This window comes from Pseudomonas sp. GW821-FHT02A08, from assembly GCF_059422045.1.
In genome coordinates this window covers 20277-41587 of sequence record NZ_JBWKWD010000022.1, presented here as the reverse complement: position 1 = coordinate 41587, position 21311 = coordinate 20277, and the positions used below count along the sequence as shown (strand labels likewise).

The window sequence follows — 21311 nt, the reverse complement described above, 5'->3', positions numbered from 1 at the left end:
AGGTGCGGCCTTCAGCGTTCATGCAAAACCCCGCTACATTAATGCGTGGCCACCTTTTCATCCTGCTGGCGAATCGTCTGCGCCTGATAGTCCGGATCGGACAGGATCTGTTGCTCGGTGAAAGGCAGCACGCTCCATTGCTTCCTGGAAAAGGCCAGCGTCTGGTCCCGTGAATACTTCGAGGCCGGGTCGCTGGACAACGAGAACGCCAGAAGCCCTTTGGCCTGCGGTCCATTTTCGTCAAAGGTCACCACTTGCAGGTAACTCGTGCCACTGACCACTTCGCGCTTGCCATCGCTGCGCGGCACGCTCTGGATGGCGTTGTAGACCCCCAGGGTCCCCGGGCCGCCGTGGATCGGTGTCTGTTGTCCGCCGCTGCTGACCACCTGGATATCACCCCAGCGACTGTCCGGCTTGAGGCCTGCCGCCTTGACCTGTTCTACCGAAGCCAGCATCGCTGCCCGTAGAGCCTTCGCCACCTGCGGGTGATCGACTGCGATTCCACGCGGGGTATGTTGCGGATCCTGCGGATCGAATGCCACACGCCATACGTCCGGCACTGCCTCCAATGTCTCCATGACATTCTGCAAATGCACAAAACCCAGACCGCTGCCGAGGTTGGCCTTGCGGTCCCAGGCCTTGAGGCTGGCGCACAGTGGCGCAAGCGTTTTGGCATCGACACCGAGATCCGCCACGCAGAATTGCAGCAGGTCCGGCATCACTTGATCCGCCTGATACACCTGATCGTCCATGACCATGCGTTGCAAGTCCGCTGCCCCGACCTTGCCGGCTTTGGTCAATGAACTCAAACGATCCAGGGCAAAGCGCGAGCGTAGCCCCAGTGGCTGGCTGTCCTGGCTGATCAACGGCGAATAGCCGGTCAATGGTTGCGTCGGATTGACCATCCATGCCGAATCATTGGCGTGCTGGACAAAATCCTTGCGCAGCAATTGCGGCAACTTGTCGGACGCATAGATACCTTGTTGTGGCGCCTGCGGATCGATGTCCCAGGCACAGGCGCTGTTGGAGCCGTCAAGAACGATCATCTGCAAGCCCGCTCGCGGATCGCTGCATTGCGCCAGCTTGTCAACGCTGACGTTGGGCACCACCGAGAGGTTCATGTACAGCGTCTGCCCCTGGTCGTCCGCCGCCAGCGTGTTGACCCACGGGATGCCCAGGATCCTGTGCACCGAGGCCTGGAAATCCTTGAGGTTTTCCGCGCGGTTCATCGCGTACCACTGCAGCAGAACGCGGTCGTTATCCAGATTGGCGTCACGCAGGCTGTAGGCGTACTGATGATCCCAATCCAGTTTTCCCGGCCATTGCACCACCGGACCGAATTTCGAACTGTAGACCCCGTGGGAAATCGCCCGGAGCTGCCCGTTCGCCTGCCTGACGTTGACGGTCACGGTCTGCTTGTCCATCGGCAATGACTGGCCGTCGAGCAGGTACCGGGTCGAATCCCTGGGGTCGAGTTGCAGGCGATACAGCGTGAAATGCCTCGACGAATCCACGGTATGGGACCAGGCCAGATGCTGATTGAATCCGATGTTGATCACCGGCAGGCCGGGCAACGCCGCGCCCATCACGTCCAGTTTGCCGGGAATGGTCAGGTGCATCTGGTAAAAACGCATGCCGCCCACCCACGGAAAATGCGGATTGGCCAGCAACATGCCGCGTCCGTTGAAGGAGCGCTCGCTGCCGACCGCGACGGCATTGCTGCCCCGGTCCAGGGCAAAACGCTGCATCCGCGTAGCCGCCACCTGGAAATCCGCCTGTGCGCTCCTCGCCCGGGCCACTGCGTTGGGTGGCGTAGCACCGGCCAGGGCTTCGGCAAACTGGCCAACGCCACCTTCGACCAACAGGCGCCGAGTCAGTTTGACCAGATCCGACGGGGTGATGTCGCGCACCCAATCGCCCTGGCACTGCGGCGGCAAACCCTGGGCGCGACGCTCGCTCAAGGCACGGTTGTACCCCGTCACATAGCCTTCGATCAGCTCACGGACCTCCGGAGTCTGGGCCTGCCAGAACCCGGCAACGGCCTGCGGGGTGTTCAGCCAGGTGAAGAACAGATCGCTGACCAAGTTCTCACGCTCCTCGACGGTGAACTGATCAGGTCCGAAATAGCGCGAACGCTCGCCGTTGACCGTAGTGATCTCGTTGGCCAGCAAGCACAGGTTGTCCTGGGCGTAGGCATAGCCGATGCCGTAGCCGAGCCCGCGCTCGTTGTCGGCGCGGATGTGCGGCACGCCGAAACCGGTTCGACGAATGTCGGCACTCGTTTGCGCGGGCGTACCGCTCGCGCTCGCGGCAAGGCTCAGCCCCAGGCTCAAACCCAGAGTCACACCCGCCAGGCTCAACCTGGTTAACTGGCTGGAAATAATCACGCTCGCTCCTGATCGAAAAAACGATGGCCACGGCTGCGCCTATCCACGCACGCCGGGCCTCCCTGTAGGGACGAAGCTCACCACAAAAATTTAGGGATTTACTGTGCAAAGAACCACGGGCTGACAGGTTGATCACGCGATGGCGACAAATTTTCTACATTCGAGCCTTCATGATTCGGGCTGCTCATACGTCTAGTCCTGTAAGAGCGCCCATTTTTCCTGATCAGGCTCTGAAAGGAGTTTTGCAATGTACAACTCGCAACTGCCAACGGACGGTAGCAACGCGCCAAAGGGTACTTCCTTGGGAGTCGGCGTATTCGAGCCGCGTACCGATCGCCACGGCAACGAGCGGATCCGGATCCTGCTCAAAAGCTTTGGCCTTCGAACCAGTCTGATCCGCCTGAAAGTCATCGATGCCTTGCTGATGGCCGCCGAAAACGACCGCAGCCTTGGCGTGCGCGGCGTGCACAGCCAATTGCTGGACCTGGATGTTCCCCTGTCATTTCTCAGCGTGCGTGAAGTACTCAAGCGCTTGTGCAGCGAAGGCGTGATTGTCCTCAACCCCGACAAAAGCTACAGCCTGCATCCCCAGGCTGCTGCCATCCTGCGCAACCGATAATCGAATGATCAGGGCTTGACCTTGCGGCGCATCACGCCATTGATGACCACCACGACCACCGCCACGCCAATGGCGATGTACTGGAACATTTTTTCGCTGATGACGCCGGTGTTCTGCAACCAGGAAAGGCCAAACATGATCCCCAGCACCACCAGGGAGATCAGAATCGAGTATTTCAAACGTTGCGACTGAGTCATTGCGGGTTCCTGAATCTGAAAATGTATCCGGTTTGTATCGACACGCATGCCAAGCGCTTACCCTGTTTCGGGGATAAGCGGCTACAAGCGGGGTCTCATGTTACAGCCGATGAAGAGTTTTAGCTTCATTGCGGCGATAACCATGAGGACTTTCAAATGTTGCGTCGAATCACACTGCTGATTCCCCTGCTTGCCATCCTGACCCTGAGCGGATGCATTGTTTTCCCCCACGGGGGCTGGCACCACGACCACTATGACAACCATGGCGGACCGGGTTACTACCAGCATCGTTAACCGCGGTTCAACGGCCTGAATCCTTGCGGTAGAAGTCATTGCCCGGCTGGGAACACAGTTCCACCAGCCAATCGACGAACACACGCACCCGCCGGGACAACTGGCGGTGCGGCGGATAAAGCGCCGTCATCGGCATGCCCGGTGGCGACACCTCCCTCAGCACTTCACACAAACGTCCCTCTTCCAGTTGCCGCGCCACGTGATAGTACGGCGTCTGCACCAGGCCATATCCGGCCTCGCACGCGGCCAGATAGCCATCGGCACTGTTGACCGCCACCTGCTTGGGCAGGTCGACCGACCGTACCTGGCCATCCACGACAAACTCCAGCCCATAGCGTTTGCCACTGTTGCTGGCGACATACTCGACCATCCGGTGCCCGCGCAAGTCATCCAGCGTTTGGGGGGCTGCGTGCCGCCGCAAGTAGTCGGGGCTGGCACAGGTCACCTGATCCATCACCACCAGCGGCCGCGCCACCAGCGAATCGTCCAGCGGCGATCCACCGCGCAAGACACAATCGACACCCTCGCGAATCAGGTCCACCGGGCGGTCATTCAGGCCGATTTCCAGTTCGATCAACGGATAGCGGGCGGTGAATTGCGGCAGTGCCGGAATCACAATCAGGCGCCCCACGCCCGCCGGCATGTCCACTCGCAATAATCCCTTGGGATTGTGGCGCGCGGCACTGAACACCGCTTCGGTCTCTTCCAGGTCTGCCAGCAAGCGCACGCAACGCGGGTAATAGGCCGCGCCGTCGAGCGTCAGGCTGATCTGCCGGGTGGTGCGTTGCAGCAGTTGCACCCCCAGGTGCGCCTCCAGTTGCTTGATCAGGATGGTGACCGAGGCCCGGGGCAATTGCAGGCTGTCGGCGGCCCTGGCAAAGCCGCCCAACTCGACGATTCGGGTAAAGACGCGCATGGCGTTGAAACGGTCCATTACTGGCTCCACCGGCTGATTATTTAGATTTAACGAATAGTGATAGTCGTTTTAGCCGGTTTATCTTGTTTCTGTCGAGGCGAACAATGGTGATTCACTTCACAGGGAGCTGATTTCATGCACACACGTCAATTGGGAAAAAACGGCCCACTGGTGTCGGCCATCGGCTTGGGTTGTATGGGCATGACCGACTTCTACACCACCGGCACCGACACCCGCGAAGCCACGGCCACCCTGCACCGCGCGCTGGAACTGGGCGTCAACCTGCTCGACACAGCCGATATGTACGGCCCGCACACCAATGAAGAACTGATCGGCAAGGCCATTGCCGGCAAGCGCGACCAGGTGTTCCTGGCCAGCAAGTTCGGGATCGTCCGCGATCCGGCCAACCCCACCGCCCGCGGCGTCAACGGTCGGCCGCAATACATTCGCCAGTCCATCGACGGCAGCTTGAAGCGCCTGGGCGTGGACACCCTCGACCTGTATTACCAACACCGAATCGACCCGCAGGTGGCCATTGAAGAAACCGTCGGCGCCATGGCTGAACTGGTCAGTGCCGGCAAGGTGCGTTATCTGGGATTGAGCGAGGCCTCGGCGGCGACCCTGGAACGGGCGCACAAGGTTCACCCGATCAGTGCGCTGCAAAGCGAGTATTCGCTATGGAGTCGCGATCAGGAGGCAAACGGGTGCCTGGCGGCCTGCCAGCGCCTGGGCGTCGCCTTTGTGCCTTATAGCCCGTTGGGCCGGGGGTTTCTGACCGGCGCGTTGAAAAGCCCGGATGATTTCGCGGCTGACGATTACCGCCGCTTCAGCCCGCGCTTCCAGGGCGAAAACTTCGCGAAAAACCTGCTGCTGGTGCAACAGGTACAAGCACTGGCGGCAGAGAAAGGCGTGACGGCGGGCCAACTGGCGCTGGCATGGGTGCTGGCCCAGGGTGATTACCTGATTCCGATTCCGGGCACCAAGCAACGCAAGTACCTGGAAGAAAACGTGGCCGCTCTGGAGGTGACGCTGGGCGCCGAAGAACTGCACGCGCTGGAAGCGATCTTTGCGGCGGATGCCACCGCTGGCCTGCGGTATCCGGAAGAAGTCATGAAACTGCTCGACCGGTAAGGTTTGCCGGCCCGTTCGATAAGCGCAACGGGCCGCCTCCCCGCCGGGTCCCATCCTGACGATTTTGTAATGTGCCCCTCATCTACCTGTCAGCATTGATCTACCATCATCGAGCGGCGGATCTTTGTAGTAATTCGAAACACTCCTTGAATACCTGACCGGAAAAAATGGTCAGAATGCGTATTTTTTTGCCCGTTAGCCGAGACGAACCCCATGCGAAACCCTCTGCGCCTGGTAGCCCTGAGCGCCTTGTTCATGTCCTCCCTGACCCAGGCCGCCGACCTCATTCCGATCGAGGTTCATCGCGACGCCAATTGTGGTTGCTGCAAAAAATGGATCACCCACCTGGAGGCCAACGGCTTCAAGGTCGAAGACCATGTCGAGGCCAACATGAGCGAGTTCAAACAACAGCACGGCGTGCCGCCACGCCTGGCGTCGTGCCACACCGCGTTGATCAACGGCAAATTCGTAGAAGGTCATGTCCCGGCCGACCAGGTCCTGGCCTTGAGCAAGCGCGACGATCTGCAGGGTGTTGCGGCCCCCGGCATGCCCATGGGTTCGCCCGGCATGGAAATGGACGGCATGAGCGATGCCTATCAGGTCATCGGCCTGAAAAAGGACGGCACTGACGTGGTGGTTGCGGACTATCCCGCCCATTGATGTCCGGCGCCTGCTTCGCGCTTTTTTTCGCGGCATTCGGTGCCGCCACGCTGCTGCCGTTGCAATCCGAAGCCGTGCTGGTCGGCCTGTTGCTCAGCGACCGCTACTGGCTCTGGGCGCTGCTGGCGGTGGCGACGTTCGGCAACGTTCTGGGCTCGTTGCTTAATTGGTGGCTGGGGCGCGGGATCGAGCGGTTCCGCGACCGTCGCTGGTTTCCGGTGAGCCCCCGACATCTGGAAAAAGCCCGGCTGCATTACCAACGCTACGGTCATTGGTCATTACTGCTCAGTTGGCTGCCGGTGATCGGCGATCCGCTGACACTGGTCGCCGGGGTCATGCGCGAGCCATTGGGGCGCTTCCTGCTGATCGTCACCCTGGCCAAAGGCGCGCGCTATGGCGTACTGGCCGTGGCGACGCTGGGCTGGATGGGTTGAACCACCGAAGGCGGTGATTGCCTAATGCCAGTCAGTTAAGCGGTGATGCGATCTGTAGCAGCTGCCGAGCCCGCGAGGCTGCGTTCGGCTGCGAAGCAGTCGTAAAATCAGTCATTGCGGTACGTCAGGCAGACCGCGTCAGCTGGACTCACGACTGCTATGCAGCCGAACGCAGCCTCGCGGGCTCGGCAGCTGCTACAAAGGGTGTCGCGGCTGAAATTGCTTAACCGACTGGCATTAGCGGCGATTGCCTGTGTTTAACGTCGCCCTAATCGACTCGATCCAGCATCGGCGGACTTTCTATGGAGTTCTCCCATGTCACGCACTTTCCCCCGCTGGTTGCCCGGCCTGTTGTTGACCGCCGCCCTGCCCGTCATCGCCCACGCCGAAGGACCGGCGTACGGCCCTGAACTGCAAGGATTCGACTATCCCTACACGCTCAAGCACTTCGCCTTCGAATCCCAGGGCCAATCCCTGCAAATGGGTTACATGGACGTCGCTGCCCACGGCAAGGCCAATGGCCGCAGCGTGGTGCTGATGCACGGCAAGAATTTCTGCGGTGCCACCTGGGACAGCTCGATCAAAGCCCTCAGCGACGCCGGTTACCGGGTCATCGCCCCGGACCAGATCGGCTTCTGCACCTCCAGCAAACCGGCGCACTACCAGTACACATTCCAGCAACTGGCGACGAACACCCAGCAATTGCTCAAGACTTTGGGCATCCAGAAAGCCACCCTGCTGGGGCACTCCACCGGCGGCATGCTCGCCACTCGCTATGCCTTGCAATACCCCGAACAGGTCGAGCAACTGGCACTGGTCAACCCCATCGGCCTGGAAGACTGGAAAGCCCTCGGTGTGCCCTATCGCACGGTTGATCAATGGTATGAACGAGAACTCAAACTCAGCGCCGACGGTATCCGCAACTATGAACGCACCACCTACTACGGTGGCCGCTGGAAACCCGAGTTCGATCGCTGGGTCGACATGCTCGCCGGCCTGAACAAAGGCCCGGGGCATACGCAAGTCGCGTGGAACTCGGCGCTGATCTACGACATGATCTTCACTCAACCGGTGTACTACGAATTCAAGGATCTGCAAGTACCGACCCTGCTGTTGATCGGGACATCCGACACCACCGCCATCGGCAGTGACATCGCCCCGCCCGAGGTCAAGGCGAAGATCGGGCACTACGACGTCCTCGGCAAACAGGTAGCCAGGCTGATTCCCCAGTCCACGCTGGTCGAGTTCCCGGGCATGGGTCACGCGCCACAGATGGAAGAACCGGCACAATTCCACCAGGCCCTGCTCGCCTGGCTGAACAAGACCAACCCCGTGCGTTGAAGAGGAAAGGCTGATGCCTGTGCAGATTGCAGTGATCGATGATTGGCAGGATGTGGCGCGGGACGTGGTGGTCTGGTCGGCGCTGGACAGCGTCGGTCAGGTGAGTTTTGTCCATGACTACCCCGCCGACAACCAGACCCTGGCTGAGCGCCTTGCCGGGTTCGAGGTGATCTGCGTGATGCGCGAGCGCACCCGCTTCGATGAAGACCTGCTGCGGCGCCTGCCGAAACTCAAGCTGCTGGTGACCGGCGGCATGCGCAATGCGGCCCTGGACCTCAAAGCCGCCGCTGCGCTGGGCATTTCGGTCAGCGGAACCGACAGCTACAAACACGCCGCGCCGGAACTGACCTGGGCGCTGATCATGGCCGCGACCCGCAACCTGGTGGCCGAGGCCAATGCCTTACGCGCCGGCCGGTGGCAACAAAGCCTGGGCGGCGACCTGCATGGCAAGACGTTGGCGATCCTCGGCCTGGGTAGTATCGGCCAGCGCGTCGCGCAATTCGGCCAGGTGTTCGGCATGCGCGTCATCGCCTGGAGCGAAAACCTCACCGCCGAACGTGCGGCGCAGGCCGGTGTGACCTGTGTCAGCAAGCAGGAACTGTTCGAACAGGCCGACGTGCTGTCGGTGCACCTGGTGCTCAGCGAACGCAGTCGGGGCCTGGTGGATGCACAAGCACTGGGCTGGATGAAGCCCACGGCGCTGTTGGTGAACACCGCTCGCGGCCCCATTGTCGATGAAGCGGCGCTGATCAAGGCGCTGCAGAAACAACGGCTGGCCGGTGCCGCCCTGGACGTCTTCGAGCAGGAGCCACTGCCCGCCCACCATCCGTTCCGGACCCTGGACAATGTGCTGGCGACGCCCCATGTCGGGTACGTGAGCCGGCAGAACTACCAGCTGTTTTTCTCGCAAATGATCGAGGACATCCAGGCCTGGGCGGCGGGTGCACCGATTCGTCTGCTGGGTTGAACGAAAATCCCACAACGAATAATTGTTCATGCTGCGGTGTTCTCATCACATCAACCTTGCACTGCGCCTGGCCGGGCGCGACCTGATCTGAAACCCATGAACCTGTGGAGCAAAGCCCATGAATAGTCGTTTTGCAGTTCTGATGACCCCGTTGTTGCTGACCGTTGCGTTGTCCGGTTCCCTCGCCCTGGCCAACGGCGGTGGCGGTGATGACGAGCCGCCCGTCAAACCCAAATGCCCGAAAGGACAGGTACTCGATACCCGATCCCAGCGGTGCGTCCGCCAGACCAGCAGCCTGGTGCCGGACGAAGACCGCACCAACTATGCCTATCAACTGGCCAAGGACGGGCGTTACGAAGAAGCCCTGGCCCTGCTCGACACGCTGAAACAGCCAAATACTGCAAAAGCATTGAACTATCGCGGCTACGCCACGCGTAAACTGGGACGTACCGACGAAGGCATCGGCTATTACCTGCAATCGGTGAAACTCGACCCGCAGTACGCGCAGGTCCGCGAATACCTCGGCGAGGCCTATGTGGTCAAAGGCCGGCTGGACCTTGCACAAGAACAGCTGCAGCAGATCGAATCCATCTGTGGCAGCACTCAATGCGAGGAGTACCAGGACCTGGCCGAAGCCATCAACGGGTCATCGAAAACCTGACAACTCGAGCGGACGGAGGTCGCCATCGCCAGCGATCAGGCAATACGAACGGAACTGAACAAGCATCTGGCGCGTTTATGGCGCTATGGCCTGCTGCTGTCCCGGCAACGGCACGTTGCCGATGACCTGGTGCAAGCCACTTGCGTGCGGGCGCTGGAACGGGCCGCGCAATACGTGCAGGGGACGCGCATGGACCATTGGCTGCTGAGCATTCTGCATTCGATCTGGCTCAACGAAGTCCGCGCCCGGCGGGTGCGCCAGGGTCAGGGCCAGGTAGACGCCGATCAGGCCTTGTCGTTCGACGGTGAATCCGTGGCCCAGACCCACGTGCTGGCGGCACAGGTCATCCGCCGAGTCGATGCCCTGCCCGAGGCCCAGCGCGAAACGGTGTTTCTGGCCTATGTCGAAGGTTTGTCCTACCGCGAAGTCGCCGAGGTGCTGCAAGTGCCCATCGGCACGGTCATGAGCCGCCTGGCCACGGCCCGGGCGAAACTGGCCGAGTATCCACCGCTGCACACGGTGCCCACCCCTAACCGAGGAGAACATTGATGAACGCGAGACCCTCGGACGAACAACTGGTGGCTTACCTCGATAACCATCTCGATGCCGAGCAGCGCTCGCGCGTCGACGCGGCCATCAGCGCCGACCCGATGCTCGGTCTGCGCCTGCAATGGCTCGATCGCAGCAGCCTGCCGTTCAAGGACGCCTACGATGAACTGGCCCGGCAGGCGCCGGTGGATCGCCTGCAAGCCATGCTCGCCACACTGCCCTCACCCGCCCGCCCCGGGCTCAGTCGACGCTGGTTCCTGGCCGCCGCGGCCGGGCTGTTGGCCGGCGGCGTGTTGGCGGACCGTTTGTTCCTCGGCTGGCAAGCGAGCCGGCAGACACACAACTGGCGCGGGCTGGTGGCTGACTACATGGCGCTCTACGTGCCGGAAACCCTGGATCACTTGCCCGGCGATGAAGCCACCCAACGGGCACAACTGCGCACCATCGATACGCGCCTGGGCCTCAACCTCGCGCCGGCCAAACTGAACCTGCCCCGTGCCGAGTTCAAGCGCGCGCAAATCCTCGAGTACGACGGTGCGCCTATCGCCCAGATCACCTACCTCGACCCGACGCACGGCCCCATGGCGCTGTGCGTCACCCGCTCCAACAGCGGCAGCCGCCATTTCGCCCGGGAACAGCGGCGTGAGCTGAACATCGTGTATTGGGCTGACATGGAGCACGCCTGGATGCTGATCGGGCATCAGCCAATGGCGGATCTGGAGGAGATGGCCAAGCTGCTGCGCACACGCTTGAGTGTCTGATTCTGTGTAGCAGCTGCCGAGCCTGCGAGGCTGCGTTCGAGGACGCAGTCCTCGCAGCCCGTTGACCTGACTCTACGACTGCTGCGCAGCCGAACGCCGCCTCGCAGGCTCGACAGCTGCTACAGATTTGAGTTGCCAGGCACGGGGTCATCGAAGCGCTGAAGTACGTGAGAGATAACCGCAGATTCAAACCAACGCCGGCAACCACAACCGAAACCGCGCCCCACCCAGCGGCGAGGCTTCCACCGTCAGCGTGCCGCCCTGGGCTTCCAACGCCCGGCGGCTGATCGCCAGTCCCAGCCCGAAGCCACCCGTGGCGCGGTCACGGCTGCGGTCGAGGCGGTAGAAGGGTTCGAAAATCCGCTCGCGCTCGTCGTCCGGAATGCCGATGCCATCATCGTCGACCCAGATCTCACAGCCGCCGGTATTAACCTGAACCCCAATCTGAATACGCTTCTCGCAGTAGCGCATGGCGTTGCGCAGCAGGTTCTGCAAGGCGCGGGCGGTCAGGCGCGGGTCCAGGCTGAAGTGTTCGAACTGGCCATGCAGCAGCACGTCGATGACGATTTCCGGGGATTCCTGTTCTTCGTCGACGCTGCCGAGAATGCTGTCAATGAACTCATCCAGCGACACCTCGACCTGCTCCGGCAGCCGCGCCGGGTTTTGCAGGCGGCTGTAGGACAGCAGCTCCAGCACCAATTCATCGAGTTCCCGAATGTGCGCCACCAGGCTCTGCAGGCGCTCGCGGCTGGCCGCCGGCAAGTCGTCGGACAGGGCCAGTGCCAGGCCGAAATCCAGGCGCGTCAGCGGCGTGCGCAATTCGTGGGACACCGCATTGAGCAAGTCCCGCTGCTGGTTGAGCAGGTTCTCGATGTCACCGGCCATGGTGTCAAACACACTGGCCAGGCTGCCGATGTTGGAACTCGGGGAGATTTGCGTGCGCTCGCCCAGGTGGCCCTTGCCAAAGCGTTCGGCGGCCCCCTTGAGACGCTCCAGGTCACGCCAGTGCGGACGCAGCCACAGCAACAGGCAGGCGAGCATGGTCGCACCGATCAGGACGTTGATGCTCCAGTACAACAGGTTGACGTCCAGCGGATCCGGTGGCACGACCATTTGCACCACGGTGCGCTCATTCAGCGGCGCGACGGCCAGCGTGCGCCAACCCCAGTCGCCCACGCGCACCACATTCTCGCCGCGTTGCAAGCGCTTCTGTTCATCCGGCGTCAGGCTGCTGTCGTCATTGCTGCTGAGCACGATGTGCAGAGGAGAGAAGTCCTTGTCCATTTCAGCGGCCAGGGTGGGCCACTGTTCGGCCGGGATCCCGTGGAACTGTTTGACGATCAGCGTTTGCAGCCCACGGGAATAATCCAGGTTGTAGGTGACAAAGCGCTCGTGGAACACCTTGACCACCAGATCCGGCACCAGGTAAATCGCGGCGCTGAACGAGACGATGGTCACCAGGTACAAACGAAAGAGGATTCTGAACATCGGCTCAGCATTCCCACTCGGAACGGCTGAACAGGTAACCCTTGCCCCACACGGTCTTGATCTTGCGCGCCTCGCCGGCGTGGTCGTCAAACTTGCGTCGCAGCTTGGAAATCGCCACGTCCACCGAGCGGTCGGTGCCGTTGAATTCGATGCCGCGCAGGCGTTGCAGGATCTGGTCGCGGCTCAACACTTCGCCGGCATGCCGGGCCAGTACCACCAGCAGGTTGTACTCGCCGCTGGACAGCTCCACCAATTGCTCGCGCCAGGTCACGGTGCGCTCGGACAAGTCGATGCACAGGTTGCCCATCAGAATGCGGTCGTTGGCGGTCTGTGGCTCGCTGAGGCTGCTGCGGCGCAGCAAGGTCCGCACCCGGGCCAGCAGCACCCGCGGCTCGCAGGGTTTGGTGACGTAGTCGTCGGCCCCCATTTCCAGGCCCAGGACCTGGTCATGGCTGTCGTCGCGGGCGGTGAGCATCAGGATCGGCAAGGTCGCCGAATCGGCGCGCAGCAGGCGACAGACCTGCAAGCCGTCGAGGCCGGGCAGCATCAGGTCGAGGATCACCAGGTCCGGCGGATTGAGCCGCGCACGTTCGCGCACATGGTCGCCGCGACCGATCACGCTGACGGAATAACCGTTGCGTTCCAGGTAGCTGGCAATCAGTTCGGCCAGGGCGGTGTCGTCTTCGACCAGGAGGATGTTGGGCATGGGGTGTTTCCAGAAAGAGCTGTGGCGTCTGATCCGGCCTCTTCGCGGGCAAGCCCGCTCCCACAGGGATTTGAGGTGAACACAAATGATATGAACACCACCGACCACTGTGGGAGCGGGCTTGCCCGCGAAAGCGATCTCTCAGGCGCAATAAAATTCAAGGACTGAAGGATATACGCCCTCACTCGTCTCTGAGTAAAACCCTTACACAATTTCACACAGCACCAACAAAGCTTCACCGCTATCCTCGCCTGCGCCCAGTAGGATGCTGGGAGTTTTTATTGGGGTATTACATGTCGAAGAATCTGCTTGCCAGGCTCAGTCTGATTGCACTGGCGTTGACACTGGCTGCGTGCGACAAGGCCTCGAACGCCGAGGAGCAGGCGCCGCTGGCCACGGTTCGCATCGAAACCATCGAAGCGCGGCCACTGACCATCAGCAGCGAATTGAGCGGGCGGATTGCCGCACCGCGCATGGCCGAAGTCCGTGCCCGCGTGGCGGGCGTGGTCTTGCAGCGCACCTTCCGTGAAGGCAGCGACGTGAAACAGGGCGATGTGTTGTTCCGCATCGACCCGGCGCCATTCAAGGCAGACCTGGACAGCGCCGAAGCGGCATTGCGCAAGGCCGAAGCCAACGCGTTCCAGGCCCGTTTGCAGGAACAGCGCTACGCCCGCTTGATCGACGACAAGGCCATCAGCGGCCAGGACTACGACAACGCCCGGGCCAACGCACGGCAGACCGCCGCCGACGTCGCCGGCAACAAGGCCGCGGTGGAGCGCGCCCGGTTGAACCTCGGTTACGCCACCGTTACCGCGCCGATTTCCGGGCGTATCGGTCGCGCACTGGTCACCGAAGGCGCGCTGGTGGGGCAGAGCGAAACCACGGCGCTGGCGCTGATTCAGCAACTGAACCCGATTCATGCCGACCTGACCCAGTCCACCCGCGAGCTCAACGAACTGCGCCGTGCCTTCCGTTCCGGTCAGCTGCAGCAGGTCGGCCAGGACCAGGCCAAGGCCACGCTGATCCAGGATGACGGCAGCCTCTACCCGCTGCCGGGCAAGATGCTGTTCAGCGACATCACCGTCGATCCGGGCACCGGCCAGATCATCCTGCGCAGTGAGTTCCCCAACCCCGACCTCGACTTGCTGCCCGGCAGTTTCGTACGCGTACGCCTGGAACAAGCGGTCAACCAGCAGGGTATCAGCGTGCCGCAACGGGCCATCCAGCGCGACAGCGCAGGTATCGCCCAGGTGCTACTGCTCGACGCCGAACAGCGGGTCGGGCAGCAACCGGTCGAACTGGGCGCCGTGCAGAACGATCGCTGGATCGTCACCGGCGGCCTGAAGGCAGGCGACCGCATCGTCATCGAGGGCCTGCAGCACGCCCGGCCCGGCGAGAAAGTGCAGATCGACGACACCCCTCTTCCCCTTGCCCAGGCGACTGGTCAGTAAGCAGGACGCTTTTTTATGCCGCAGTTCTTTATCGACCGTCCGGTGTTCGCCTGGGTGGTGGCCCTGTTCATCCTGCTGGCCGGTGCGTTGGCCATTCCGCAACTGCCAGTGGCGCAATACCCGGATGTTGCGCCGCCACAAATCGAAATCTACGCCGTGTACCCGGGCGCTTCGGCGCAGACCGTGGACGAGAGCGTGGTCAGCCTTATCGAGGAAGAGCTCAACGGCGCCGATCACCTATTGTATTTCGAATCCCAGAGCAGCCTGGGCAGCGCCACCATCAAGGCCACTTTCCAGCCGGGCACCAACCCGGAACTGGCCCAGGTGGATGTGCAGAACCGCCTGAAAGCCGTGGAGTCACGGCTGCCGCAAGCAGTCATCCAGCAAGGTTTGCAGGTGGAGAAAGTCTCCTCCGGCTTCCTGCTGCTGATCACCCTGACGTCCAGCGACGGCAAGCTCGATGACGTGGCGCTCAGCGATTACCTGGCGCGCAACGTGATGAACGAGGTCAAGCGTCTGGACGGCGTCGGCAAGGCGCAGCTGTACGGCGCCGAACGGGCGATGCGGATCTGGATCGACCCGCAGAAACTGCTCGCCTTCAACCTGACCCCGGCGGACGTCAACACCGCCATCGTCGCGCAAAACGCCCAGGTGTCGGCGGGCAGCATCGGCGATCTGCCGACCCGCACCACCCAGGAAATCACCGCGACCATTCTGGTCAAGGGCCAGCTCTCGACCCCCGAAGAGTTTGCCGACATTGTCCTCAAGGCCAATCCGGATGGCTCGACCGTGCGCATCCGCGATGTGGCGCGCGTCGAGATCGGCAGCCAGGAATACCAGTTTTCCACGCGCCTGAACGGCAAGCCGTCCACCGCCGTCGCCGTGCAATTGTCGCCCGGCGCCAACGCCCTGAACACCGCGACCCTGGTGCGGGCGAAGATGGACGAACTCAAGCGCTATTTCCCGGCGAACGTCGAGTACTCGATCCCCTACGACACCTCGCCTTTCGTCAAGGTCTCGATCACCAAGGTGGTCTACACCCTCTTTGAGGCGATGCTGCTAGTGTTCGCGGTGATGTTCCTGTTCCTGCAGAACATCCGCTACACGCTGATTCCGACCCTGGTGGTGCCGGTGGCATTGATGGGCACCTTCGCGACGATGCTGGCGCTGGGGTTTTCGATCAACGTGCTGACGATGTTCGGCATGGTGCTGGCTATCGGCATTCTGGTGGACGACGCCATCGTGGTGGTGGAAAACGTCGAGCGGATCATGGCCACTGAGGGCCTGTCGCCCAAGGAAGCCACGCGCAAGGCCATGGGGCAGATCACCGGGGCCATCATCGGCATCACCCTGGTGCTGGTCGCGGTGTTCATTCCGATGGCGTTCATGCAGGGCTCGGTCGGGGTGATTTACCAGCAGTTCTCGCTGTCGATGGCCACCTCGATCCTGTTTTCGGCCTTCCTCGCCCTGACCTTGACCCCGGCCCTGTGCGCGACGTTGCTCAAGCCGATTGCCAAAGGCGAGCACCATGAAAAGACCGGGTTCTTCGGCTGGTTCAACCGCCGCTTCGAACAACTGACCGAGCGCTATCAGGGTTGGGTTGCCTACGCGTTGAAACGCACAGGGCGCTACCTGCTGATCTACGGCGTGTTGCTGATCGGTCTGGGCTTGGCCTTCAGTCGCCTGCCCTCCTCGTTCCTGCCGGTGGAAGACCAGGGCTACACCATCACCGACATCCAGTTGCCGCCGGGTGCGAGCAAGAACCGCACCGTGCAGGTGGCTGAGCAGGTTGAAGCGCACAACGCAACCGAGCCGGGTATTCGGGACAGTGTGGTGATCCTGGGTTTCAGCTTCTCCGGCAGTGGCCAGAACGCAGCGCTCGCCTTCAGCACACTCAAAGACTGGTCCGAGCGCGGCAGCGACGACTCGGCGACTTCGATTGCCGACCGGGCCAACGTCGCCCTCAGCCAGATCAAGGATGCGGTGACCTTTGCCGTGCTGCCGCCACCCGTGGATGGCCTGGGTACGTCCAGCGGATTCGAGTTCCGCCTGCAGGATCGCGGTGGTCTCGGTCATGAGAGGTTGATGGAGGCCCGCACCGGGCTACTCGCGGCGGCGGAAAAAAGCCCGATCCTGATGAACGTGCGCGAAAGCGCCCTGGCCGAAGCGCCGCAGGTGCAACTGGTGGTCGACCGCAAGCAGGCCAACGCACTGGGGGTGTCCTTTGCCGACGTCGGCAACGTGCTGTCCACGGCCGTGGGTTCGGCCTACATCAACGACTTCCCCAACCAGGGGCGGATGCAACGCGTGGTGGTGCAGGCAGAGGGCGATCAGCGCAGCCAGGTGGAAGACCTGCTGAAGATCCACGTGCGCAACACCCACGGAAAAATGGTGCCCTTGTCGGCCTTCGTGCAGGCCAAATGGACCCAGGGGCCGGCGCAGTTGACCCGCTACAACGGCTACCCGGCGATCAGCATTTCCGGTGAACCGACCCCGGGCCACAGCACCGGCGAGGCCATGGCCGAGATCGAGCGCCTGGTGGCGCAAGGCCCGGCGGGCCTGGGCCAGGAATGGACCGGGTTGTCGTTGCAGGAGCGGTTATCCGGCAGCCAGGCACCGATCCTGCTGGGGCTGTCGCTGTTGATCGTGTTCCTGTGCCTGGCGGCGTTGTACGAGAGCTGGTCGATCCCGACCTCGGTGCTGCTGGTGGTGCCGCTGGGTGTGCTCGGCGCGGTGCTGGCCGTGACCTTGCGCGCAATGCCCAACGATGTGTTCTTCAAGGTCGGACTGATCACCATCATCGGCCTGTCGGCGAAGAACGCGATCCTGATCATCGAGTTCGCCAAGAGCCTGTACGACGAAGGCCACGACCTGATCGACGCCACCCTGCAAGCGGCACGCCTGCGGTTGCGGCCGATTGTCATGACCTCCCTGGCGTTCATCCTGGGCGTGGTGCCGCTGGCGATCGCGACCGGCGCCAGTTCGGCGAGCCAGCAGGCCATCGGCACCGGGGTGATCGGCGGGATGATCACGGCGACCCTGGCCGTGGTGTTCGTGCCGGTGTTTTTTGTGGTGGTGATGAAACTGGTGCGCAAACGCCATAAAAGCACCTGACAAAACACCGGTCCCTGTGGGAGCGGGCTTGCTCGCGAAGGCGGCGTGTCAGTCAACAGGGATGTTGAATGTGATGGCCTCTTCGCGAGCAAGCCCGCTCCCACAGGGATCTCAGTGGTTTCAAGACTGGGGGCAACTGGGCTAAGGTGATTGCATCGCCCCAACCCGTCGAGCCTCCATGCCCTACCTCACCCACACCCACCCTCGCCTGTCCGCCGCCACGACGCTCGGTATCGCGGCGGGCATCCTGGTTCCGGCCGATTCGGTCATCAGCAAAATCCTCATCGGCTGGAATGCCGGGGTCTGGACTTACCTGATCCTGATGTCCTGGCTCACCGTGCGCTCGAAAGCGACCGACGTGAAACGCATCGCCGAAATCGAAGACGAAAACGCCGGCCTGGTGCTGTTGGTGGTGTGCATCGCGGCATTGGCCAGCCTGGCGACCATCACCTTCGAACTGGCCGGCAGCAAAGACCTGGAAACCACGCGCAGACTCCTGCACTACGGCTTCACCGCGCTGACGGTGATCGGTTCGTGGCTGCTGATCGGGGTAATTTTCAGCGTGCACTACGCGCGCCTGTTTTACACCTGGGAAGGCAAAGAGCCGGCGCTGCGCTTTGCTGAAGGCCTGACGACGCCCAATTACTGGGACTTCCTGTACTTCTCGTTCACCGTCGGCGTGGCAGTGCAGACCTCGGATGTCGGCGTAGCGACCCGTGATTTGCGCAAGATCGTGCTCGCGCAGTCGTTGATCGGTTTTCTGTTCAACACAGCCATCCTTGGGTTCTCAATCAATATTGCGGCGGGCCTGTTCAACTGATGCCTGCACAAACGTTCTAGTCATCGCCCTTCCAGCAGGCGTTAAATAGCTCGGCAGTCCGCCCCGCAGGTGCAACATGAACGCTCACAACTGGATCGATCTGTCCCAGGACGCCGACACCGGCATTGAGACCCTGCGCGCGCATTTCGAAGGTCACGCCTACGACCCGCACTGGCACGACAGTTATCTGGTGGGCGTCACCGAGCAAGGGGTTCAGCAATTCAATTGCCGACGGGCGAGGCACCAGAGCACGCCGGGCAAGGTGTTTTTGCTTGAGCCCGGTGACATCCATGACGGTGACGCACCGACCGCCGACGGTTTTACCTACCGCATGCTGTACCTCGATCCGCAGTGGTTACAGCGCGAACTCAGCGCTGTGTTCGATCATGCCCCCGACCACAGCCAACTGAGTTTCGCCGCCACCCTGGCCAGCGATGCGCGCCTGGCCCAGGCCACCAGCCTGGCGTTTGAAACCCTGCATCGCGGTGAGCTGAAGATCGTCCGCCAGACCGCCCTCGACGCGTTGCTCGAGCGCCTGACCAGCCACTTGCATTGGCGCGCACGCGATGGCCAGGACCCGCGACTGCCGCGCGTGGCGCAGAAGGCCCGGGAATACCTGCATGCCAACGCCCAATACGACATCGGCCTGGATCAACTGGCCACCGTCACCGGCGTCGACCGCTTTCGCCTGACCCGCGCGTTCAAGGCTGCCTATGGTATGGCGCCCCACGCGTATCTGGTGCAATTGCGTCTGGCCACCGCGCGGCGGATGCTGGCCCGTGGCGAACAACCGGCGGCGGTGGCGATGGCGCTGGGCTTTGCCGATCAGAGCCATCTGGGGCGCTGGTTCATGCGCGCCTACGGCCTGACGCCGGCGCTGTACCGCAAGCGCTGCTCAAATCTTCCAGACAGATAAGCCCGGGGATTGTGAAGATCGACTTCACTGATCTTCACCGGAGCTTGCCCACGATGCTGTCCTCTTTCCCGACGTTATTGCCGTTCCTGTTGTTTGCCTTTGTCGCCTCCATCACCCCCGGCCCGACCAACATCCTGGTGCTGAGCAACAGCGCTCGATACGGATTGGGCGCGGCTGTACCGATCATACTCAGTGCCTGTGCCAGTGCCGCGACGCTGGTGTTGCTGGTGGGCACGGGCGTTGGCTCTTCACTGACGGGCTGGCCCGCATTGCAAAGCGTCATGCAATGGGTCGGGGTAGCGTGGCTGAGTTATCTGGCCTGGCAGATTTTCCGCGCCCCGGCCGAAGCCATCAGCATGAAAACCGAGGATCGACTGGGATGGATGGGCGCCGCCAGCCTGCAATGGATCAACCCGAAAACCTGGATGATGGCGCTGGCGGTGGTCAGCGTATTCGCCGCAGGTGGCGAGCATCGCGCCGTGCAGGTGGCGTATTTGTCGCTGGTGTTTTTTCTGGTTTCCCTGCCATGTCTCGCGGCCTGGGCATTGCTCGGTGCCGGTTCAAGCCGCTGGTTGCGCTCACCCCATGCCATGCAATGCTTCAATCGCTGCATGGGCCTGCTGTTGCTGGGTTCTGCGTGGTTAAGCGTGTTGGCCTGAGCGCCACTTGTCGCTCATTGTTCGACAATCAGCCATCCGGAGCTTGACGGCGAAATGGCTTTTGGTGTCTCCTGAAACCGGTTTCAGTGTTATCCCGCGATGCACGCGACCGTATAAATCCAATAAGAAGGTTTCAGACCGTGAATGACTTCTCCGCCGCCCAGCGCAGCCGCGTGACCATGCTCGACGTGGCCGAACACGCCAAGGTCTCCAAGGCCAGCGTTTCGCGGTTCATTGGTGATGATCGTGCCCTGCTCTCCGATGCCATTGCCCAACGCATCGAACAGGCAATCGCCGAACTCGGCTATCGCCCGAACCAGATGGCCCGAGGCCTGAAACGCGGACGCACTCGCCTGATCGGCATGCTGGTGGCAGATATCCGTAACCCTTATTCAATTGCCGTGATGCACGGGGTGGAAACCGCCTGCCGTCAACACGGCTATAGCCTGGTGGTGTGCAACACCGACCGCGACGATGAGCAAGAGCGCCAGCACCTGGCCCTGCTGCGCTCGTACAACATCGAAGGCTTGATCGTGAATACCCTCGGTCATCACCGTGACGAGTTGCACGAACTGCACCGGGAAATGCCCTTGGTGCTGATGGATCGCAAGGTGCAGCACCTTGAAAGCGATATGGTCGGGCTGAACAACCCACAGGCCATCGACATGGGCCTCAACCACCTTGAAGAACGCGGTTACCGCGATGTGTTGCTGGTGACCGAGCCGCTTGATGGCACCAGTTCGCGGATCGAGCGGGTCGCCAGCTTCAAGGCGCAAATCGAGCAACGCCCGGCACTTCGCGGCACGCACATCGAAACCGGCAGCGAACTGACCGCACAATTGAAAGCCTTCCTCGACACGCCTGCTCCCGGCCCGAAAGCGCTGTTTTGCGCGAACGGAATTGCCGCGCTAGCCAGCACCCATGCGTTGCGTGAACTCAAGTGCAACCTGTTCGATGACGTGGGCTTGATCGCCCTCGATGACCTGGATTGGTATCCGTTGGTGGGTAGCGGGATAACGGCGCTGGCCCAGCCGACCACCGAGATGGGCGCCAGCGCGTTTGAGTGTTTGCTCAAGCGGCTGCGGGGGGATGACGGGGAGGTGCGGACGCTGGATTTTTCGGCGCGGTTGATTGTTAGAGGATCGACCCTTGGAAATTCTCGGTGAATGTTCCGGCCTCTTCGCGGGCAAGCCCGCTCCCACAGTGATTTGTGTCGTTCACAAATGTTGTGTACCCCAGA

General features: G+C 61.9%; 21 protein-coding genes. 16 read left to right on the top strand and 5 right to left on the bottom strand.

Translation table 11 applies throughout. The annotated features are described in order from the left end of the window. Nucleotides 1–38: 38 nt before the first annotated feature. The gene (gene pvdQ / locus AC07W4_RS16715; protein WP_495033161.1) at nucleotides 39–2387 is read right to left on the bottom strand and encodes a bifunctional acylase PvdQ; all 2349 of its coding nucleotides are present in this window, start codon (nucleotides 2385–2387) and stop codon (nucleotides 39–41) included. A 247-nt stretch (nucleotides 2388–2634) separates the two neighbouring features. Here pvdQ and AC07W4_RS16710 point away from each other — a divergent pair, with 247 nt between their 5' ends. After that, nucleotides 2635–3006 (top strand): fe2+ zn2+ uptake regulation protein, encoded by a 372-nt coding sequence (locus AC07W4_RS16710; RefSeq protein ID WP_495033160.1) that lies wholly within the window; start codon nucleotides 2635–2637, stop codon nucleotides 3004–3006. Between the two features lie 8 nt (nucleotides 3007–3014). Here AC07W4_RS16710 and AC07W4_RS16705 read toward each other — a convergent pair whose 3' ends face one another. After that, nucleotides 3015–3203, bottom strand: a complete 189-nt coding sequence (locus AC07W4_RS16705; RefSeq protein WP_413425675.1) for a hypothetical protein — start codon at nucleotides 3201–3203, stop codon at nucleotides 3015–3017. A 156-nt stretch (nucleotides 3204–3359) separates the two neighbouring features. Between AC07W4_RS16705 and AC07W4_RS16700 the strand changes: the two genes are divergently transcribed. Beyond that, nucleotides 3360–3497, top strand: a complete 138-nt coding sequence (locus AC07W4_RS16700) for a hypothetical protein (protein WP_008054152.1) — start codon at nucleotides 3360–3362, stop codon at nucleotides 3495–3497. Nucleotides 3498–3504: 7 nt separating this feature from the next. Here AC07W4_RS16700 and AC07W4_RS16695 read toward each other — a convergent pair whose 3' ends face one another. Continuing rightward, nucleotides 3505–4431 carry a LysR family transcriptional regulator gene (locus AC07W4_RS16695; RefSeq protein ID WP_495033159.1) on the bottom strand — a complete coding sequence of 309 codons (927 nt, stop codon included), beginning with the start codon at nucleotides 4429–4431 and terminating at the stop codon, nucleotides 3505–3507. Nucleotides 4432–4548: 117 nt separating this feature from the next. Between AC07W4_RS16695 and AC07W4_RS16690 the strand changes: the two genes are divergently transcribed. The 8 genes from AC07W4_RS16690 (at nucleotide 4549) to AC07W4_RS16655 (ending at nucleotide 10917) form a co-directional block, all read left to right on the top strand. Next, complete coding sequence (locus AC07W4_RS16690) at nucleotides 4549–5544, top strand: aldo/keto reductase (RefSeq protein ID WP_495033158.1); 996 nt, start codon at nucleotides 4549–4551, stop codon at nucleotides 5542–5544. Nucleotides 5545–5757: 213 nt separating this feature from the next. Beyond that, a complete protein-coding gene (locus AC07W4_RS16685; RefSeq protein ID WP_495033157.1) occupies nucleotides 5758–6204 on the top strand; it encodes a DUF411 domain-containing protein in 447 nt (148 codons plus the stop codon). After that, a complete protein-coding gene (locus tag AC07W4_RS16680; RefSeq protein ID WP_495033156.1) occupies nucleotides 6204–6638 on the top strand; it encodes a YqaA family protein in 435 nt (144 codons plus the stop codon). Before AC07W4_RS16685 ends, AC07W4_RS16680 begins: the two co-directional genes overlap by 1 nt. 315 nt (nucleotides 6639–6953) lie before the next feature. Further along, a complete protein-coding gene (locus AC07W4_RS16675; RefSeq protein ID WP_495033155.1) occupies nucleotides 6954–7979 on the top strand; it encodes an alpha/beta fold hydrolase in 1026 nt (341 codons plus the stop codon). A 13-nt stretch (nucleotides 7980–7992) separates the two neighbouring features. Then, nucleotides 7993–8946 (top strand): D-2-hydroxyacid dehydrogenase family protein, encoded by a 954-nt coding sequence (locus AC07W4_RS16670; protein ID WP_495033154.1) that lies wholly within the window; start codon nucleotides 7993–7995, stop codon nucleotides 8944–8946. Nucleotides 8947–9064: 118 nt separating this feature from the next. Continuing rightward, nucleotides 9065–9607, top strand: coding sequence for a tetratricopeptide repeat protein (locus tag AC07W4_RS16665; RefSeq protein ID WP_495033153.1), 543 nt, complete (start codon nucleotides 9065–9067; stop codon nucleotides 9605–9607). A 66-nt stretch (nucleotides 9608–9673) separates the two neighbouring features. Then, nucleotides 9674–10156 carry an RNA polymerase sigma factor gene (locus tag AC07W4_RS16660; RefSeq protein ID WP_495033214.1) on the top strand — a complete coding sequence of 161 codons (483 nt, stop codon included), beginning with the start codon at nucleotides 9674–9676 and terminating at the stop codon, nucleotides 10154–10156. Further along, on the top strand, nucleotides 10156–10917 hold the full coding sequence (locus tag AC07W4_RS16655; protein WP_495033152.1) for an anti-sigma factor family protein: 762 nt from the start codon (nucleotides 10156–10158) through the stop codon (nucleotides 10915–10917). The genes AC07W4_RS16660 and AC07W4_RS16655 overlap by 1 nt, the downstream gene beginning before the upstream one ends. A gap of 186 nt (nucleotides 10918–11103) precedes the next feature. Here AC07W4_RS16655 and AC07W4_RS16650 read toward each other — a convergent pair whose 3' ends face one another. Both AC07W4_RS16650 and AC07W4_RS16645 read right to left on the bottom strand, forming a co-directional pair. After that, nucleotides 11104–12405 (bottom strand): ATP-binding protein, encoded by a 1302-nt coding sequence (locus tag AC07W4_RS16650; RefSeq protein WP_495033151.1) that lies wholly within the window; start codon nucleotides 12403–12405, stop codon nucleotides 11104–11106. A 4-nt stretch (nucleotides 12406–12409) separates the two neighbouring features. Further along, nucleotides 12410–13111: a response regulator gene (locus AC07W4_RS16645; RefSeq protein ID WP_007985461.1), complete on the bottom strand. Its 702-nt coding sequence runs from the start codon at nucleotides 13109–13111 to the stop codon at nucleotides 12410–12412. 293 nt (nucleotides 13112–13404) lie between these two features. Here AC07W4_RS16645 and AC07W4_RS16640 point away from each other — a divergent pair, with 293 nt between their 5' ends. The 6 genes from AC07W4_RS16640 to AC07W4_RS16615 all read left to right on the top strand — a co-directional run bounded on the left by AC07W4_RS16640 (nucleotide 13405) and on the right by AC07W4_RS16615 (nucleotide 21237). Then, nucleotides 13405–14562: an efflux RND transporter periplasmic adaptor subunit gene (locus tag AC07W4_RS16640; protein WP_495033150.1), complete on the top strand. Its 1158-nt coding sequence runs from the start codon at nucleotides 13405–13407 to the stop codon at nucleotides 14560–14562. A 15-nt stretch (nucleotides 14563–14577) separates the two neighbouring features. Then, complete coding sequence (locus AC07W4_RS16635) at nucleotides 14578–17676, top strand: multidrug efflux RND transporter permease subunit (RefSeq protein WP_495033149.1); 3099 nt, start codon at nucleotides 14578–14580, stop codon at nucleotides 17674–17676. Nucleotides 17677–17854: 178 nt separating this feature from the next. Then, nucleotides 17855–18496, top strand: coding sequence for a DUF1345 domain-containing protein (locus AC07W4_RS16630; RefSeq protein WP_007970966.1), 642 nt, complete (start codon nucleotides 17855–17857; stop codon nucleotides 18494–18496). A 76-nt stretch (nucleotides 18497–18572) separates the two neighbouring features. After that, a complete protein-coding gene (locus tag AC07W4_RS16625) occupies nucleotides 18573–19412 on the top strand; it encodes an AraC family transcriptional regulator (protein ID WP_495033148.1) in 840 nt (279 codons plus the stop codon). A 53-nt stretch (nucleotides 19413–19465) separates the two neighbouring features. Continuing rightward, nucleotides 19466–20071 carry a LysE family translocator gene (locus tag AC07W4_RS16620; protein ID WP_495033147.1) on the top strand — a complete coding sequence of 202 codons (606 nt, stop codon included), beginning with the start codon at nucleotides 19466–19468 and terminating at the stop codon, nucleotides 20069–20071. Between the two features lie 140 nt (nucleotides 20072–20211). After that, on the top strand, nucleotides 20212–21237 hold the full coding sequence (locus AC07W4_RS16615) for a LacI family DNA-binding transcriptional regulator (protein ID WP_495033146.1): 1026 nt from the start codon (nucleotides 20212–20214) through the stop codon (nucleotides 21235–21237). The last annotated feature ends 74 nt before the right edge of the window (nucleotides 21238–21311 follow it).